This window comes from Amycolatopsis sp. YIM 10, assembly GCF_009429145.1.
GTDB lineage: Bacteria > Actinomycetota > Actinomycetes > Mycobacteriales > Pseudonocardiaceae > Amycolatopsis.
In genome coordinates this window covers 3,273,517-3,290,952 of record NZ_CP045480.1, presented here as the reverse complement: position 1 = coordinate 3,290,952, position 17,436 = coordinate 3,273,517, and the positions used below count along the sequence as shown (strand labels likewise).

The 17,436-nt window shown below is 70.3% G+C and carries 16 protein-coding genes; 6 read left to right on the top strand and 10 right to left on the bottom strand.

Translation table 11 applies throughout. From position 1 onward, the window contains the following. Nucleotides 1-5 precede the first annotated feature (5 nt). On the bottom strand, nt 6-1,544 hold the full coding sequence (locus YIM_RS16100; RefSeq protein WP_153031125.1) for a glycoside hydrolase family 28 protein: 1,539 nt from the start codon (nt 1,542-1,544) through the stop codon (nt 6-8). Between the two features lie 172 nt (nt 1,545-1,716). On the opposite strand from YIM_RS16100, the gene YIM_RS16095 reads away from it, so the two are divergent. Beyond that, nucleotides 1,717-4,365, top strand: a complete 2,649-nt coding sequence (locus YIM_RS16095; protein ID WP_153031124.1) for a family 78 glycoside hydrolase catalytic domain — start codon at nt 1,717-1,719, stop codon at nt 4,363-4,365. Here the strand turns inward: YIM_RS16095 and cpt are convergent. Next, nucleotides 4,326-4,910 carry a chloramphenicol phosphotransferase CPT gene (gene cpt / locus YIM_RS16090; RefSeq protein WP_228004772.1) on the bottom strand — a complete coding sequence of 195 codons (585 nt, stop codon included), beginning with the start codon at nt 4,908-4,910 and terminating at the stop codon, nt 4,326-4,328. The two genes, YIM_RS16095 and cpt, sit on opposite strands and share 40 nt — an antisense overlap. A 19-nt stretch (nt 4,911-4,929) precedes the next feature. Then, nucleotides 4,930-5,355, bottom strand: coding sequence for a helix-turn-helix domain-containing protein (locus tag YIM_RS16085; protein ID WP_228004771.1), 426 nt, complete (start codon nt 5,353-5,355; stop codon nt 4,930-4,932). 86 nt (nt 5,356-5,441) lie between these two features. Between YIM_RS16085 and YIM_RS16080 the strand changes: the two genes are divergently transcribed. Then, entirely contained in the window at nt 5,442-6,644 is a 1,203-nt protein-coding gene (locus YIM_RS16080) for an MFS transporter (protein WP_153031123.1), read from the top strand. 16 nt (nt 6,645-6,660) lie between these two features. Here YIM_RS16080 and YIM_RS16075 read toward each other — a convergent pair whose 3' ends face one another. The 3 genes from YIM_RS16075 to YIM_RS16065 form a co-directional block, all read right to left on the bottom strand. Beyond that, nucleotides 6,661-7,767 (bottom strand): glycerate kinase, encoded by a 1,107-nt coding sequence (locus YIM_RS16075; protein WP_153031122.1) that lies wholly within the window; start codon nt 7,765-7,767, stop codon nt 6,661-6,663. A gap of 3 nt (nt 7,768-7,770) precedes the next feature. Continuing rightward, the gene (locus YIM_RS16070; protein WP_153031121.1) at nt 7,771-8,823 is read right to left on the bottom strand and encodes a tartrate dehydrogenase; all 1,053 of its coding nucleotides are present in this window, start codon (nt 8,821-8,823) and stop codon (nt 7,771-7,773) included. Nucleotides 8,824-8,892: 69 nt separating this feature from the next. Next, the gene (locus YIM_RS16065) at nt 8,893-9,777 is read right to left on the bottom strand and encodes a LysR family transcriptional regulator (protein ID WP_153031120.1); all 885 of its coding nucleotides are present in this window, start codon (nt 9,775-9,777) and stop codon (nt 8,893-8,895) included. A 144-nt stretch (nt 9,778-9,921) separates the two neighbouring features. Between YIM_RS16065 and YIM_RS16060 the strand changes: the two genes are divergently transcribed. Further along, the gene (locus YIM_RS16060) at nt 9,922-11,265 is read left to right on the top strand and encodes a GntP family permease (protein WP_153031119.1); all 1,344 of its coding nucleotides are present in this window, start codon (nt 9,922-9,924) and stop codon (nt 11,263-11,265) included. Between the two features lie 6 nt (nt 11,266-11,271). Here the strand turns inward: YIM_RS16060 and YIM_RS16055 are convergent, their stop codons facing one another. Then, the gene (locus tag YIM_RS16055; RefSeq protein WP_153031118.1) at nt 11,272-11,814 is read right to left on the bottom strand and encodes a hypothetical protein; all 543 of its coding nucleotides are present in this window, start codon (nt 11,812-11,814) and stop codon (nt 11,272-11,274) included. A gap of 207 nt (nt 11,815-12,021) precedes the next feature. Here YIM_RS16055 and YIM_RS16050 point away from each other — a divergent pair, with 207 nt between their 5' ends. Further along, nucleotides 12,022-12,663: an MSMEG_1061 family FMN-dependent PPOX-type flavoprotein gene (locus YIM_RS16050; RefSeq protein ID WP_153031117.1), complete on the top strand. Its 642-nt coding sequence runs from the start codon at nt 12,022-12,024 to the stop codon at nt 12,661-12,663. 12 nt (nt 12,664-12,675) lie between these two features. Further along, nucleotides 12,676-13,584: a PDR/VanB family oxidoreductase gene (locus YIM_RS16045; protein ID WP_153031116.1), complete on the top strand. Its 909-nt coding sequence runs from the start codon at nt 12,676-12,678 to the stop codon at nt 13,582-13,584. Nucleotides 13,585-13,587: 3 nt separating this feature from the next. On the opposite strand, the gene YIM_RS16040 is transcribed toward YIM_RS16045, so the two are convergent. Beyond that, on the bottom strand, nt 13,588-14,706 hold the full coding sequence (locus YIM_RS16040) for an NAD(P)/FAD-dependent oxidoreductase (protein WP_153031115.1): 1,119 nt from the start codon (nt 14,704-14,706) through the stop codon (nt 13,588-13,590). A 120-nt stretch (nt 14,707-14,826) separates the two neighbouring features. Then, a complete protein-coding gene (locus tag YIM_RS16035; RefSeq protein ID WP_228004770.1) occupies nt 14,827-15,660 on the bottom strand; it encodes an LLM class F420-dependent oxidoreductase in 834 nt (277 codons plus the stop codon). Nucleotides 15,661-15,710: 50 nt separating this feature from the next. On the opposite strand from YIM_RS16035, the gene YIM_RS16030 reads away from it, so the two are divergent. Next, complete coding sequence (locus YIM_RS16030) at nt 15,711-16,295, top strand: TetR/AcrR family transcriptional regulator (RefSeq protein WP_153031114.1); 585 nt, start codon at nt 15,711-15,713, stop codon at nt 16,293-16,295. On the opposite strand, the gene YIM_RS16025 is transcribed toward YIM_RS16030, so the two are convergent. Continuing rightward, nucleotides 16,223-17,299 carry a hypothetical protein gene (locus YIM_RS16025; RefSeq protein ID WP_153037021.1) on the bottom strand — a complete coding sequence of 359 codons (1,077 nt, stop codon included), beginning with the start codon at nt 17,297-17,299 and terminating at the stop codon, nt 16,223-16,225. The two genes, YIM_RS16030 and YIM_RS16025, sit on opposite strands and share 73 nt — an antisense overlap. Nucleotides 17,300-17,436: the final 137 nt, after the last annotated feature.

The following is a 17,436-nucleotide window of genomic DNA, read 5'->3' as shown; positions in this document are numbered from 1 at the left end:
CGGCGTCAGAACTCCTGCCGGTCGACGTACTCGGGAAGGCGTACCTCGTCCACCGGCCTGCCCTGGTGCACCGCGAAATCGGTGACGCCGCGGAGCACGAAGGCCGGCACGCCCTCGGCTTTCGCGAGGCGCACGTGGTGGAACTCCGCGTCCTGAACGTCTTCCAGCACCACCGCGGGACGCCGGTCCGGCTGCTCGAACCGCAGATCGATGTGGTCGAACCGGACACCGTTCGCGTGGCGGACGTAGAACGCCCACGCGGGCAGGATGCCGAACATCGACGGCTCCGGGTACGCCTGTTCCCGTTCCGGTACGGCGTACGGCTCGCGGGCGCCCGGTTCGGCGAAGAAGGTGTTGATCAGGTGCGGCGGCTGCTCGGCGGCTTCGGTCATCGACAGCCCGCCGCGCAGGTGGACGCGCACGTTGCTGATCCGGACGTCCTCGACCGGATGACCGGGCAGGCCCATGATCATCGACGGGTAGCGGGGATCGGCGTTGTGCACGATGACGTCGCTGATGCTGATCCGGCGCAGGGAGCCGACCGGGACACCGGCCGGTCCGCGCATCCTCGCACCCAGGCGCAGGAAGAACGGCGTGTTGGAGACGTTCCGCATGGTGATGTTGCTGATCGTGACGTCCTCCAGCAACCCACCGTCGACGGTCTCCAGCGCGAATCCCCGGCACCGCTCGAAAATGACGTTGGAGATGGCGATGTTGCGAAAACCGCCGTTGGACTCGGTGCCGAACTTGATCCGTCCGGTCGGCCCGTCCCGGTCGGCGGCGGCCGGGTCCTCGCGGCCGTAGGTGCCGTCGATGAGCGTGCCCACGTCGTACCCGCTGACCATGGTGTCGGCGATCGTCACGTTCTCGGTGGCGCGCGGGAACCCGAGCGCGTAGCTGCTCTTGAGCACGATCGCGTCGTCGCCGTGGGTGTTGACCGTGCAGTCCGCGATGCGCACGTTGCGGCAGCAGTCGACGTTGATGCCGTCGCGCACGGTGTCGATCCGGACGTTGAGCACGGACAGGTCGTCCACCCCGGTGGGCAGGATCGACAGGTGGCCGCCGCGCACGATGGTGACGTCCTGGATCACCACGTTGCGGCAGAGCTTGAGGGCGATCGCCTTGTCCCCGGTGCCGGGCGGGCTGCCCGGCTCCATGTTCCGCACCAGCGCGGCGCCGTCGATGCGGCCCGGCCCGCAGATCCGGAGGTTCTCCAGGCCCTCGCCCCAGATCAGGCTGGCGCGCCAGTGGCTGTGCCCGAAGTCCTGGTACGGATTGCCCGCTCCCTCACCGGGATCGTCGAAGCCGGCGCCGTTCACCGGTTCCGCGGCGAGCAGGGTCGCGCCGTGGTCGAGGTGGAGCGTGATGTTGCTCTTCAACCGCACGGAATAGCTCGCGTAGGTCCCGGCCGGGAAGTGGACCGTGCCGCCGCCCGCCGCCGCGGCGGCGTCGATGGCGCGGTTGATCGCCGGTGAATCGATTGTTTTGCCGTCACCGCGGGCGCCGTGCTCCCGGACGTCGAAGTACGGGCGGCTCGGTGACATCGGCTCTCTCCCTCGACGAGGAACGCCAAATCACTTCACGGTGGCAGCGGCGGCACTGTCGCGTCAATGCCAGAAAGCGTTTTCACCTTTGCACCGCACGGAGTATTGACGCGGGCCACGGGCACAGGGCAGGTTGGGTTGTCAGCGCTCACAGCCACGAAGGGAGCCGCTGATGCGGGTGCTGGCCGTGGTGCTCGCACTGCTGACCCTGCTGAGTCCGCAAGCGTTCGCCCGCACCAACCATGCGCCGTCCGCACCGGTGGACTTGACCGTCGGCGACCGCGCGCGACCGCTGAACGTCGAAGGCGCGCCGCTGTTCGGCTGGCGGCCGGTGGACCGTGACGCCGACGAAGTGCAGTCCGCGTACCGGATTCGCGTGCACACCGCGGCCGGGCACCCGGTCTGGGACAGCGGCCGGATCACCTCGGACCGGCAGGAGTACGTGGCGGGGCCCGAACTCTCCCCCGCCACCAGCTACACCTGGACCGTGCGCACCTGGGACCGTCGCGGCGCGCCTTCTCCCTGGTCCGCGAAGGCTTCCTTCGACACCGGCCTGCGCGACGCGGACTGGGGTGCCGGGTGGATCCGCCGGACGACCGCCGAACTTGACGACTACACATTGGCGCGTAAGGACTTCCGGCTCCACGCCGCACCCGTGGTCCGAGCGCGGGTGTACGTGGCGGCCAGCCACCAGTACGAACTGCACCTCAACGGCGAGGTGGTCGACCGCGGCGCGGCGTTCAGCCACCCGGACGAGGGTTACTACCGGGCGGTCGACGTCACGAATCGGCTTACCTCCGGCGGGCAGGCCACGATCGGCGCGATCTACCACTGGTACGGCGGCGGCCAGGGCCGTCCCGCCGGGGAGCCTGGCCTGCTGGTGCGGCTGGTCGTCGACCACGCCGACGGCACCAGGCAGGTGGTGGTCACCGACGCGAGCTGGCAGGTGGCCAGGGGCCCGTGGCTGGCCGCACCACAGCGCAACAGCGACGGCGGCGACTACGTGGAGGACTTCGACGCGACCGCGGAACCGCTCGGCTGGAACCGCCCCGGCTTCGACGCCTCGGCCTGGCAGCAACCCCAGGTGGTGGGCCCGCATCCGAGCGGGGTGTTCACCCGGCTGCAGGGTCAGGAAACCGATCTGGCCACGGAAGTCGTTGCCCCGCAACGCCTCACCAAGCTGGCTTGGGGCGCGGTGGTGGCCGACTTCGGCCGGGTGATCACCGCGGTCCCGCTGATCACCTTCCACAATGGACAGCAAGGCCGCCGGATCGGCCTGCAGGCCGGTTACCTGCTGGCCCCGGACGGAAGCGTGTCGCGGTCCGCGGCGGACAACCAGAACACCGACCTGAGCTTCGCCTACACCGAACGAGCGGGCGAGCAGACCTTCCGCGCCTTCACCTACGTCGGTTTCCGCTACCTGGAGGTCGCCGCCGGGGACACCGACATCCGTGCCGTGCTCCAGCACACCGCGGTCGCGCCGGAGCGGACCGCCCGGCTCGACACCACCGAACCGCGCGTCGACGCGGTGTTCGACCTGATGCTCCGATCCGCGCTCTACGGTGCGCAGGAACAGTTCCTGGACACCCCGACCAGGGAAAAAGGACAGTTCCTCGGTGACGCCGTCGACATCTCGACGGCCACCATGACCGGATACGGCGAACGACGGCTGACCCGCCAGGCGATCCGGCAGTTCCTCAGCTCGCAGGAGCGGTACTGGCCGGACGGCAGGCTCAACGCCGTCTACCCCAACGGGGACGGCAAACGCGACATCCCCGACTACACCGAGGTGTTCCCCGGCTGGGTGTGGGAGTACTACCTGAACTCCGGCGACCGGCAACTGCTCGGCGAGGCGTATCCGGCGCTGACCGCGGTCGCCGACTACGTGCGCCGGCACGTCGACCCGTCGACCGGGCTGGTCACCCGCCTCTCCGGCGGCTCGGGCGCCTACCAGTACGGCATCGTCGACTGGCCGGCCACCATGCGCTACGGCTACGACATGGACACCGCGGCACGCACCACGGTGAACATCCTCGCGGTGGATGCCCTGCGCGCCACGGCAAACGCGGCCGAAGCGCTCGGACGCGGCGACGCTGACCAGCTCCGGGCGGACGCGTCGGCACTGGTCACCGCGATCAACGGGAAGCTCCGCGACGCCGGCGGCCGCTACGTCGACGGCCTGCGGGACGACGGTTCCCCGAGTGCGCACGCCTCCCAGATCGCCAACGCCTACGCGCTTTCCTACGGCATCGTGCCGCCGGAGAGCCGGATCGCGGTGGCGGATCACCTCATCGGGCTCGGCCTGCGCATGGGCCCGATGACGGCCCACCGGCTGCTGAACGCGCTCGCCGACCACCCGGACGCCGTCGTCGCACGCCTCACCGACGAAACCGGTCCGGGCTGGGCGAACATCCTCGCGCGGGGTGGCACGTTCACCGGGGAATCGTGGGACGCACCGGAAACCGGGCAGAGCCTTTCGCATTCGTGGGGCGCGACCTCGCTGACCGAGATCCAGCGCACCCTGCTCGGCGCTTCCGTGCTCACCCCGGCGGGCTCGACGGTCCGGATCCGGCCGCCTCAGTCCGGTTTGGCCGGTGCGAGCGGGATGGTGCCGACGCAGCGCGGGCCGGTCTCGGTGGACTGGCACCGCACCGGGCACGGCTTCAGCCTGCGGCTGGACCTGCCGGTCAACGTCCGCGCCGAGGTCCACGTCCCGGCCGGGGCACGCTATTCCGGGAAGGGCGAGCCCCGCCTGCTCGACCGGCGCGACGGCTACGCGATCTACGAAGTCGGCTCAGGGCTGTCGGCGTTCCGCTCCTGACGAACCGCGGATCCCGGGCCGACCCTGGCGGCGATGGTCCGCGCGCACTCCAGCGCCTCGGTTCGGGTGGTGTCCACTTCGACGTCGTACCGCACGCCTTCGTGGACCAGTTCCGCCTGCGACGCGGCCATTCCGCCGATCCGGTCACCACGGGCCAGCTCACGACCCACGGCGACCTCGGGCTCGCACCTGACCCCCACCCAGAGCACGTCGAGTCCGTCGAGGGCTTCGTGCCAGTCCCGCTGGGAGGACGCCCCGCCGAGGAAAACGTCGTCGATGATCACCCGGGCACCCGCCCGGGCCATCGCGGCGACCCCGATCATCCAGGCGAACTGCAACGTCCGGAACCGCGGCCCGACGCTCACCCCGCCGTCCGCCGCGAACTCGATCCCCGCGTCCGAGGCGCGCATTGCCGCGGGCATGGCCTCGACCAGCACGTCCACCCCGACGGTGAGCCAGGGATCCGGCAGCACCGCCTGCAGGCACCGGGCGATCCCGGACTTGCCCGAACTGGACCCGCCGTTGAGCACGATCACCCGCGTCACCACGCCGCCACCACCCCCGTCATCCGCGCCTGCGAACGGAGGTCGTGTCGCTGGTCAGCGGGCCGCCGTCGGCGGCGGCGGGCACGACCTCCGGCACCACCTCACCACGTTCGTCCACCAGGATCGAATGAGATTCCCCCGCCTCGAACGCGTGCCGCTCACCCCACTGCCGGAGCGTGACGATCACCGCGAACAGGTCCTTGCCCGCCGGGGTCAGCGTGTACCAGCGGCGCTTGCCGGACGGGGCTTCGACCTGGCTGATCAGGCCGTGCGCGGCGAGCTTGCGCAACCGGTCGGCGAGGATGTTGCGCGCGATCCCGGTGCGCTGCTGGAAGTCGGTGAACGACCGGGCCCCGTCCATCGCGTCCCGGACGATCAGCAGGCTCCACCGGTCCCCGACCACGTCCACCGCCCTGGCCACCGGGCAGTCCGGGTCCGTCCACACGAGCCCACCTCCATTGAGTTGCGTAATGAAACCATTCTGCCCTAGGCTGCGAAGAGTTGCAATTTGCAACCAATCAGGGAGGTTCGATGGGCTGGGGAACGAGGCTGCTGCTGGCCGTGGTGTGCGGGGTGGCGGTCGCCGGGGTCTACGCCGGGCAGCCGGTGCTGGAGCCGATGGGGCACGACCTCGGGGTTCCCCGCGATTCGGTCGGCTGGTTCGTGGCCGCCGGGCAGCTCGGTTATCTCGCCGGGCTGGTGCTGCTGGTGCCACTGGGCGACCTGCTCGACCGGCGGCGCCTGATCGCCGGTCACCTGGGGCTGGTGGCGCTCGGCCTGGCCGCCACCGCGGCCGCGCCGGTCGCCTGGACCGCGTTCGCCGGTCTGGTCGTCGCGGGTGGTTTCGCGGTGGTGGTGCAGACCGCGGTCGCCTACGCGGCCTCGATCTCGCCGCCCGGCGAGCGCGGGCGCAATCTCGGCGTGGTCACTTCCGGGGTGGTGGTCGGGATTCTCGGCGCCCGGATCGTCACCGGCGGCCTCGCCGAGGTGTGGGGCTGGCGCAGCAGCTACCTCGCGCTGGCGGTCCTCGCCGCCGCGCTCTGCGTACTCAGTTTCTTCGCGCTGCCACCGGACATCCGCACCGGCACCGCGAGGTACGGGCAGGTCATCCGGTCGCTGGGCGAGCTGTTCACGCAGCCGACTTTCCTGAGCCGCGGGCTGATCGCGTTTTTCCTCTTCGCCTCGTTCGGCACGCTCTGGAGCGGAATGGCGCTGCCACTCGCCGGTGAGCCGTGGCAGCTGAGCGAAGCGCAGATCGGCCTGTTCGGCATCGCCGGACTCGCCGGCGCGCTGGGCGCCGCCCGTTCCGGCCGCTGGGGCGACGCCGGGCATGCGAACCGCGTCACCGGCATCGCGCTCGCCCTCCTGCTCGGTTCGTGGCTGGCGATCGGGCAGCTCGGCTGGTCACTGCCGCTGCTGGTGCTCGGCGTGGTGGTGCTCGACTTCGCCGTCCAGGCCGTGCACGTCAGCAACCAGCACGTCCTCACCACCGCGTACGCCGACCGCACCAGCACCGCGATCGGCGGTTACATGGTCTTCTACTCGCTCGGCTCCGCTTTCGGCGCCACCGCGACCACTTCGCTGTTCGACGCCGCGGGCTGGGCCGGCCCGACCGTGCTCGGCGCGGCGCTCGCGCTCGGCGCACTGGGCGTGTGGGCTCTCGCCAGCCACACGTCCAAGCGCCGCGAACGCCGCCTCGCCGGTTTGGCCCGCGAATGCGCGGGGATCCACTGAAGTCTGGTACCCATGCTCAACAACTACGCGGCCGGTCTTGGGGAAACGTTGAAGAAAACTTGCGGCCGAGGAGTTTTCCGGCTTCCTCGCAGAGTCTCCGGGAAAGCGCGGCGTCGCGGCTCGGATCGGTATCCGACAGGTCGGCGATGGCGAGCACGTGCCGCAGCCCCAGCCGGTGTTGTTCGCCCTCGGTCAGCGGGGATTGACCCACAATGGCATACACCGGCAGCGGAGCGGCTCGTGCCGCGACAACGGCGGGCAGTTTCCCGGCGGACGTCTGACCGTCCAGCCGTCCCTCGCCGGTGATGACCGCGGCGCAGCCCTCGAGTGCTCTGTCGAAACCGAGCAGGTCGAGGAAGAACTCCGCACCGGCCACCCGCCGGGCACCCAGGCGGCGGCAGGCGAAACCGAGTCCACCAGCCGCTCCGGTGCCCGGTTCGTCGGCCAGGGACGGCGAACCGTCGCTCAGCAACCGGGCGAAATGGGCCAGCCCGGCTTCGAGTTCACCGACCTGATCAGGAGTGGCGCCCTTCTGCGGCCCGAAAACCGCGGCGGCGTCGAGCAGCGGAGTGGCCACGTCGGTGGCCACGACCAGTTCCACGTCACCGAGATCCGGCAGCGCGGAAATCGCGGCTATTCGTGACAAGGTCCCGCCCGCCGGGCTCAGCCGCGGCCCGCCGAAGTCGAACCGGGCGCCGAGCGCGCTCAGCATTCCCGCGCCTCCGTCCGTGCCGGCGCTGCCGCCGAGGCAGAGCACGACCCGGCCGGCACCGGCGGCGACCGCGACCGCGACCGCCTCGCCGAACCCGTGCGACGACGCGGTCATCGGCGCGAGTTCATCCAATGTGGACAGACCGCAGGTGTTCGCCACCTCGACGACGGCCGTGGTGCCGTCGAAGGCGAAGACCGAGTCACGCAACCGGCCGTCGGCGCCGTGCACGCGAACGGGATGCGCGGTGAATCCGGCGCACAACGCGGCGTCCACGCTGCCGTCACCACCATCGGCCACGGGCAGCAGGCTGGCGGTGATACCCGCCGCCGCCAACCCGGCGCCGACCGCTTCGGCCACCTCGCGCGCGCTCAGTGAACCCTTGAACTTGTCGGGGGCGACCAGTACCCGCACGGCTCAGGCGCCGACCCGGTCCAGCACCGCACGCGTGTAGCCGTCGGTGTCCGCGCTCCCGCCGAGGTCGGCGGTGCTGATGCCGTCGGCCAGCGCACCGAAGGCGGCGGCGAGCAGTTCCGCGCTCGCCTCGGGGTGCCCGAGGTGGTCGAGCATCATCGCCGCGGACCACAGCGCGCCCAGCGGGTTCGCCTTGCCCTGCCCGGCGATGTCGGGTGCGGAGCCGTGCACCGGCTCGAACATCGACGGGAACTCCCGCTCCGGGTTGAGGTTCGCCGCCGGAGCGACGCCGATGCTGCCCGCGACCGCGGCGGCCAGGTCGCTGAGGATGTCGCCGAAGAGGTTCGAACCGACGATCACGTCGAAGCTCTCCGGGGCGAGTACGAGCTTCGCGGCGAGGGCGTCGATGTGCTCCTTGTCGCCGCGGACCGCCGGATGACGCCGCGCCACCTCGGCCACCAGCTCGTCCCAGAACGGCATGGTGTGCACGATCCCGTTGCTCTTCGTCGCCGACGTAACGTGCTGCCCGCGCGTTTCGGCCAGCGCGTAGGCGTACTCGACGACGCGCGTGACGCCCTTGCGGGTGAAGACCGCTTCCTGCACCGCCAGTTCGTCCGGCGTGCCCCGGCCGAGCCTGCCGCCGATCTCGGAGTACTCGCCCTCGACGTTCTCCCGCACCACGACGAAGTCGACGGCACCGGCGTCACGCAGCGGACTGGGCACACCGTCGAGCACCTTGACCGGCCGCAGGTTGACGTACTGCTGGAAGCTCCGGCGGATCGGGATCAGCAGTCCCCACAGCGAAACGTGGTCCGGGACCCCCGGCCAGCCGACCGCGCCCAGCAACACCGCGTCGTGGTGGCGGATCCGGTCAAGGCCGTCGTCCGGCATCATCGCGCCCTCGGCCAGGTAGCGCTCGCAGGACCAGTCGAAGGAGTCGTAGGCGAAAGCGATCCCGTGCCGCTTGCCGACGGCGTCGAGCAGGGCCTGCGCCGGGGGCAGCACCTCGGTGCCGATGCCGTCACCCGGGATGAGCGCGATGCGGTAGCTGGTCATGGCTCCAGTGGACGATCTCCGGTGCCGTCGCGTCCAAGACCCAGTTCTTGCCGCCTTGAAAGGCTGTACCTATCTTTCCGGCGCACCCGCCAGCTCGCGGAAGGCGGCAGCCGCCGGGCTCAACCGTCCCGGCCGGGACAGCAGGCAGACCCGCAGCCGGTCGGGGTGGTCCAGCGCCCGCACCGCGGCACCGGCGGACTTCGCCAGCTCGCACCAGGAATCGCTGACCACCGCGATGCCCACTCCGGCGAGCACGAGCGGCAGCACCGCCTCCCGATGTTCGACCTCCACCGCGAACCGGCTGCCGGGCGCCTCGTGACGCACGGCCTCGGCCACCGAACGCATCCCGGTCCCCTGTTGCCCGACGATGAGCGCGGCGCCGACCAGTTCGGCGGGCCGCACCGGATCCGACGGCGGCAGCATCTCGTCGTCGCGGGCCAGCAGCGCGAACGACTGCGTCTCCAGGTCCAGCGCGTCCAGTACGGGCGACGCCGCGGCGTCCGGGGAAGCCGCCACCACGCCCAGCTCGGCGTCACCGGTGGTGAGCATCTTCCGCACGTCGGCGGGCGTGCTGGCCGCCCGGACCGAGACCTGCACGAGCGGATGCGCACCGGCGAACGCGGCGATCAGGCCGGTGAGCGGGCTGACCGACTGCGACGGCATCGCGGCGATGACCAGTTCACCGCCGACCAGCCCGTCGACGGCCTCCACCGTGGCGCGGGCGAGGTCCAGGCCGCGCATCACCTCGCGCGCGGGCGCGACGAGCGCGTGCCCGGCGGCGGTCAGCACCAGCCGGCGGCCGGTCCGGTGGAACAGCAGGCTGCCCAGATCCCGTTCGAGCGCGCGCACGGCCTGGGAGACCGACGGCTGCGCGACGTAGAGCTGCTCGGCGGCCCGGTGCACGCTCCCGGCGTCCACGACGGCCAGGAAGTACCTGAGCTGACGAGCATCCACGAGCCACCTCCTGTTGAGGACACCGATAACCGGGGCCTATCACCTAACCAGCAACCCGGTCTTGGACCAGCGCCCCACCCGGCGGGCTTACTGGGGCGCGTGACGGCACCGGCGCCGTCCGCGAGGACTCCGAGGAGGGCCACCGTGTCCCAGGCCTGGCTTCTGGCCCACACCGGCATCGCCATCACCGGCATCGTCGTGCTGATCACCTGGCTCAGGACCCCGCCCATCTTCGGCCTGCTGATCGGTGCCACCTACCTGGGCCTGGCCACCGGGCTGGGTGTCGGCGGCACGACCGAGGCGCTGGCCACCGGGTTCGGCGACGTGATGGCCGAGATCGGCCTGCTGATCACCTTCGGCGTGGTGATCGGCTCGCTGCTCACCGCCACGAACACGCTGACGCGCGTGATGGAGCGGCTCCTGGGATTCTTCGGCGAGAAGCGCGTCCCGATGGTGTTCGCGGTGTCCCTGTCGACGCTGTTCACCTCCATCTACTCCGACGTGGTCCTGGTGCTCACCGCGCCACTGGCCCGGCGGCTCGGCACCCGGATGGGCAGCCGGGGCGTCGCGCTGATGGGCGGGGCGCTGACCGCCGGCATCGAGGTCGGCCTGGTTTTTGTGGTCCCCGGGGTCGCCGCGCTCGCCGTGGCCGGACTGCTCGGTGTGCCGCTCGGTGAGATGTTCCTCTTCGGACTCGCCGTCGGCGTGCCGACCGCAGTGCTCACCATGCTGGTCTTCGCCGTGCTGCTGCGCCGGGTGTTGCGATGGAACCCGGCCGCCGACGAACTGGCGACCACACCCGATGAGCCCACCACGGTCGAGCACCCGGGCGAACCGGCTCGGCGGCTACCCCTGCTGCTGTCCGTTTCCCCGGTGCTGGTGACGCTGGCGCTGATCGCACTGGGCGCGCTGGCCAATGCCTTCGACTTCGGCCTCGGCCCGGTCGCGCTGCTGAGCGACCCGGTGATCGCGATGGCCGTCGGCGCCGGGCTGGCGCACTTGCTCGCCCAGCGCGTGCTCCCCCGGCAGGAGGTCAACGCGGCCGTGGGCAAGGCGCTGGCGATGGCCGGGCCGATCCTGGTGCTGTCCGGGCTCTCCGGCTCGGTGGCCGAGGTGATCGGCAAGTCGGGCCTGCGGGACGTGCTGGCCGAATCGTTCGGGGCCGGATTCCTGCCGCCACTGCTGCTGGTCTGGCTGGTGGCCGCGGTACTGCACATCGCCATGGGCTCGATCTCGATCTCCGCGATCACCGCGGCGGGCATTCTCGCGCCGATCGCGGGTTCGCTGGGCGTGCCGGTGGTGCTCATCGCGCTCGCCGCCTGCTCGGGGGCGTTGTTCCTGCCGCACGTCAGCAGCAACTTCTTCTGGATGTTCCAGTCACTGCTCGGCCTGAGCACCCGTGGCACGTTCAAGACCCACACCGTCGCGATGACACTGGCGTCGGTGCTCTCGCTGCCGATCGTGCTCCTGCTGGGGCTCGCTTTCTGACGGCGCCTATCGGTGGCGAAGCAACTGCTGCTGGCGGGACTTCAGGCGCCGGAAGGATTCCTGGGCGTGGTGGAGCGCCTGGTCCCGCGGAAAATTGCGCGCGGGCTTGTGCAGGGCGAAGTTCCCGCTGTCCCACGAGACGAGGATCGGTTCGTAGGCCGACACATGCGCACACAGGTCGAGCAAGCACTTCGGAACGGATTCTTCGTCGAAGAGGGGGGCCTTCGTGACGATCAGGTCGCGCATCTGCCGGTTCAGCGGCATGAAAACGGTCGAGATCCACAACCGCCAGGCCTCGCCCTCCGCTTCGGTCGGCGGGTCGTCCTGGTCCCAGAAGGCACCGTTCGGCCGGTAGTCGGCCCGGAAGATCCACCAGGCGCTGTCGGCCGCGCTGATCAAGGCGAGCAGCGGGCCGTACAGGTCCTTCAACTGCTCGTTGACCCGCTCGAGCCGATCCCTGCGCCGCGCCAGCCGCAGATTGGACCAGTACGCGGCCAGGAAGCCAGCCAACGCGACCAGCGCGAGGCTCCAGATCACCGTGGCACTCATCCGCATGCCCTCACTTCCGTGCTTCGGCGGCGGTCGTCACCCAGCGAATCGCGGCTTGGCGAGTTCGGCGTTACCGGACCGGCGAGTTCTTCCACCGAATGCGAGCAACGGCTGCTGGCGAGCCCGGCATTCGCACGTCATCGAATGTCGGCCGCGGCACCGGAAAGCGAGTAGCCGGCAAGCCGAACAATTGCTCATAATTGAGCCATGACCAGCACTGATACCCGTAGCGACGCGCGTCCGCGCCGGATTTCCCTCGAGGCGGTCCGCGCCCGGCTCGGTGAACCGGAGGCCATGGTCAAGGCCAAGGTCCACGACCGCGTCGACCGGCATTTCCGCCGGTTCATCGCGCACGCCCCGTTCCTGGCGATGGCCACCTCGGACGCGAGCGGACTGCCCGACTGCTCACCGCGCGGCGACTATCCCGGCTTTGTCAAAGTGCTCGACGACCGCACGCTCGCGATTCCCGACCGGCCGGGAAACAAACTCGCCGATTCGTTCCGCAATCTCGCCGAGAACGACGGGATCGGGCTGATGTTCGTCATTCCCGGTGTGCGGGAAGTCCTGCGCGTCAACGGTCACGCGTATCCCACCGATGAACCGGACGTGCTGGCCAGGATGCGGACCGAGGGCAAGGGCGCGGAACTGGCCGTCATCGTCGAGGTGGCCGAAATCTTCTTCCACTGTGGACGCGCGCTGATCCGGTCCCGGCTGTGGGATACGGCGAGCCAGGCACTGGCCGAGGAGCTTCCTTCCGTCGGGGAGATCTCCGCCGACCAGATGGGCCTCGACGTCGATCCGGCGGTGCTGGAGCAGATGCTCGAAGCCGGCTACCGGCAACTGTACTGAGGCGGCCGGAACATGCAGCGAACAGTTCTCGAAGAAGTGGAACCGGTCGCCGACGGCGTCGTTTCCCTCGTCCTGCGCGGCGCCGACGGCCCGCTGGCACCGTGGGAGCCGGGTGCGCACGTCGACCTGGCCCTGCCCAACTGGCTGGTCCGGCAGTATTCGCTGTGCGGGGACCCGGCCGATCGTGACAGCTATCGCGTCGCGGTCCGCCACGACCGGCTCAGCCGGGGTGGCTCCGAGTACGTCCACCTGTTCCTCCGTACCGGCCGGACGCTCGAAGTTTCCTTGCCCCGCAATAACTTCCCCTTGCTTCCCGCGCCGGAGTACCTGTTCATCGCGGGTGGGATCGGCATCACCCCCATCGTGCCGATGCTGACCGCGGCGATCGAAGCGGGCGCCGCGGCGACGCTGGTGTACGTGGGCCGGTCGATGGCCACGATGCCGTTCGCGAACGAACTCCTCGCCACACATGGAAATCGGGTGCGCGTCCACCCCACCGAGGCACACGGCAAGCCTGACTTCACCGCGCTGGCCGCCACGCTGGGCCCGCACGCACGGGTGTACTGCTGCGGCCCCGGCTCGATGCTCGACGTGGCCGAAGCGGCGTTCCCCGCGCAGCGGCTGCACCTCGAACGCTTCCGCCCGGCGGTCAAGGAGTTCGCGCCCAACCAGCCGTTCGAGGTGCAGTGCGCCCGCTCGGGCCAGGTCGTGCCGGTCGGCGCGGAAGAGTCCATGTTGGACGCGTTGAACCACGCGGGATACCGGGTGCCGTCCGGCTGCCGCGAAGGGGTGTGCGGCAGTTGCGAACTCACCGTCGTCGAGGGCGAACCGGAGCACCGGGACGACATCGGCGCGCCGCCCGGCCGCATGTACTGCTGTGTTTCCCGCGCGGTGCCCCCACGCCTGGTCATCGACCTGTGACCATCACGCGTCCTTGAACATGTCGACCAGGCTCTGGGGCGCGTTCTCGCCGAACAGGCTTTCCAGCAGGACGTCGTCGTCGAGGCGGGCTTCACTGCGGGGGAACATTTCCCGCTCGTACTCGGCGAGGGCGGTCTCGACGTCGCCGGGATGCGCGGCGAGCGCCTTGCCGAGTTCCGCGCCGTCCACCATGGCCAGGTTGGCGCCTTCGCCATCCGGGACGGCGAGGTGGGCGGCGTCCCCGAGCAGGGTCACCCCCGGCACCCGCTCCCACCGGTGCCCGGTGGGCAAGGCGTAGTGGGGGCGCCACACCGGGTCGGTGTCGCCTTCGGTGATCAGCGCGGTGAGTTCGGGGGCCCAGCCGTCGAACTCCCGCGCGATCCGCGCGGTGGCGGCGGCCGGATCGGTGAAGTCGATGGCGGTGAACCACTCCAGCGGCTCGGTGAGCTGCACGTAGGTGTGCAGCGTGCCGTGGCTTTCCCGGTGGGCGGTGATCCCCTTGTTCGGCGCGGGCGCGATCAGCATCCCGCCGCCGACCGCTTTCGCGGCGGCAGGCTGCCGGTTGTCGGCGTCGAACAGGTAGATCTCGACCGACGACGAGCCGGCGTACTCGGGCACGGCGGACGACAGGAGCGGCCGGATCCGTGACCACGCGCCGTCCGCGCCGACCAGCAGGTCCGTGACCACGGTGGTGCCGTCGGCGAAGGTCACCTCGTGACGGCCCTCGCCGAGGGCACGGACGTGTTCGACCTTGCGTCCCCAGCGGACGGTGCCGTCCGGGATCGAGTCGAGCAGCAGCTGCCGGAGTGCGCCGCGGTGCACCTCGGGGCGCCCGCCGGTGCCGTCGTCGGCCTTGTCGACCAGGACGTTCCCGTCCCGGTCGAGCACCCGCATCGCCTCGTGGCCCTCCAGGACGAGGCCGCGGAACTCGTCCATCAGCCCGGCCGCGGCCACCGCCTGCTGCCCGTTGTAGTCGTGGATGTCGAGCAGTCCGCCCTGTGCCCGTGCCGACGGTGACCGCTCCGCCTCGTACACCGTGGCCGGAATGCCGTGGATGTGCAGGACGCGGGCGAGCGTGAGGCCGCCGAGCCCGGCACCGATGATCGTGACTGGGTTGCGCATGGTCTACCTCCGTGAGGTCGTCTCTGGATTCCTCCGAAGGCTGGCGCGAGCCACTGGCACCGGGCGCACACGGCGCTGGCACAGGACTGGCACGGGACTGGCACGCCGTCACGCGGCCTGTCAGCGGGCGAGGTGATCGAGTTCACGCAGGGCGTCACCAGGGTTTTTGTGGTCGTGGAGTTCGAAAAGGACCCGGTCCACTCCTGCGTCCTCATAGGACTCGAGCGCATCCGGGCTTCCGCCGTAGAGGGTGACGTTCACCGGGCGCCCGGCGTCGGCGGCGCGCTCGCGCAGGGTCGCGATGCGCTCACCGAGGTGCTCGGGGGTGAACAACGGCAGCGGCAGCCAGCCGTCGCCGTGGCTGAGCACACGGTCCAGCACGGTCGGCCCGACGCCCGCGATGAGCACCGGTGGCCGGCGCACGGGCTTGGGCCAGGACCAGATCGGGTCGAAGTCGACGAACTCGCCGTGGAACTCCGGCTCCTCCTCGGTCCAGATCGTTTTCATCGCAGCGATGTGCTCCAGCATCCTGGCCACCGGCCGCGCCGGGTCGACACCGTGGTTGGCCATCTCCTCGTTGTTCCAGCCGGGACCGGCGCCCAGCTCGAACCGCCCGCCGGAGATCCGGTCCACGCTCGCGACCCGCTTGGCCAGGTTGATCGGGTGGTGCTGGTTGACCAGCGCCACCGCGGTTCCCAGGGCGATGTGCCCGGTGGTGGCCGCGATCGCGGCCAGCGCGGTCAGCGGGTCGAACGTGTGCGAGTAGTGGCGCGGCAGTGGCTGCGGTGGCCCGACCACCGGCCACGGCGTGCGGCGGCTGGTGGGGATGTGCGTGTGCTCGGCGAGGAACAGCGAGCTGAATCCGCGTTCCTCCACCGCTCGCCCCAACTGGACGGGGTCGATGCCGTAGTCGGTCAGGAAGGTGACGATGCCGAGGTCCATGTCCCCGAGCATGGCATAAATGTCAGTGGCATGACATTTAGCCCCGGTGTTAGCGTGACGCGGTGGCGGAGAGCAGGAACGGCCAGGTGCGCGCGGACTCCCGGCGCAACCGGGCCGCCATCGTGACCGCGGCCCGCGCGGCCGTGGCGGAACTGGGCGACAAGGTCTCCCTGGAGCAGATCGCCCGGCTGGCACAGGTCAACACCCGCACGTTGTTCCGCCACTTCCCCACCAAGGACGACCTGCTGGCGGCGGTGCTGGAGGACTACTTCGCCGAGCGGGTGGAGCCGGTCCTGCGGCGGGCCGCCGCCGACCCCGATCCGCGCCGCGCGCTGGAGACCGTGCTGACCGAGAGCACCACCGCGTTCGTCGAGCAGCCGGGCGTGCTCGCGCTGATCAGCGGTGGCGCCCGTACCTCCGGCATCGCGCCCCGCTATCTGGAGCCGCTGGCCGAAATCCTGACCAGGGCCAGGAAGGCCGGGGCGGTCCGGGACGACCTCACTCCGGACGACATCCCCTGCCTGGTCACCATGCTCGTGGCCGGCGCGAGCCACGCGGGCCCGGACTGGCCCCGCTACCTCGCGCTCGTCCTGGACAGCTTGCCGCCGGAAGCCGCCCGCGCCCCGCTTCCCCCGATCTCGCGGTAGTACTCGGCAAGGGCGGCGAAGGCGGCCTTCGGCTCCCAGGGCAAGTCCGGATAGGTTTCGCCGTTCCGGCCTTCGAGAACCTTGACGACACCGAGACTGGCCAGGTCGAGATCGCGGCGAGGGTCGTCGGCGCGATGCGGGTAGTTGTAGAGCGCGAAAAGGTACACAAAGGCGCTGTCCACACCTTCGGCTTCGAAGATCTCCAGCAACTCGCGCAGGTAGGCGGCTTGCCCTTCCTCGTCGCGGACGTAGTCACCGCTCAGGCGAACCGGAGTGTCCCCTTCGTACTCGACGATCTCCATGCTGCGCGGTGCCACGTCACCGGAACCACGCCAGGTGGCCGTGCCGAACCCGGTGATCGCGACCGGTTTTCCTTGCGCGACAAGCTTTCGCACGCCTTCCTGGAACTGGTCGGCCACTTCGGCCGAACGGATGAGTTCAACCGAGACGAAGTCGAACAGGGACCAATCGACGCGCTCGAACTGAATGCAGGCGTACGTGACCTTCCCGCCGAAACGCTCGCGAACCGCGGCGACGGCCTCAGCCAGGAACTCGCGGAGGCGGACGTTCATCTCGGCGAGCGACCCCCCTCCTCCCCTGATTTCGCTCAGCAGCAAGCTGAGCCGCTCTTCGAGAGTGGCGCCAGGCAGGAAGCCCTGGCTCATGATGCTCAGCTCGACACCCGCGACGAACACGACCTCCGCCCCGGTCCGCCGGAGCCGTTCGGCCCGCTGCGCGCAGCCGGTGAACAGCGACAGGATCTCCGCGGGCGTCAGCTCCAGCGGGTAGGGCGAAAACCACACCTCCAGCCCCAGCTCGGCGGCACAGCGCGCGGCCAGCTCCAGCCGCTCCGGATCACCGCCCACCAGGTGCACGGCGGTGCAGTGCAGGTCGTCGCGGATGATGGCCAGCTCGCGCCGGACCACCTCGGGATCGAAGTTCTCACGGGAGGTTCCGCCGCTGCGGACGAAGCCGGTGTCGTACGCGATGCCCTTGGCGCGCATGGGTTCTGGTCCTTCCTGCCGGGATCTGACCACCACGAGACTAGAGATAAAAGTGCGTGCGCGCAAGTTTTCGCGCACGCACTTTTCCCGGATGGTGGGCGCGGAATGCCGGTACGGCGAGGCGGGTTGCCCGGATC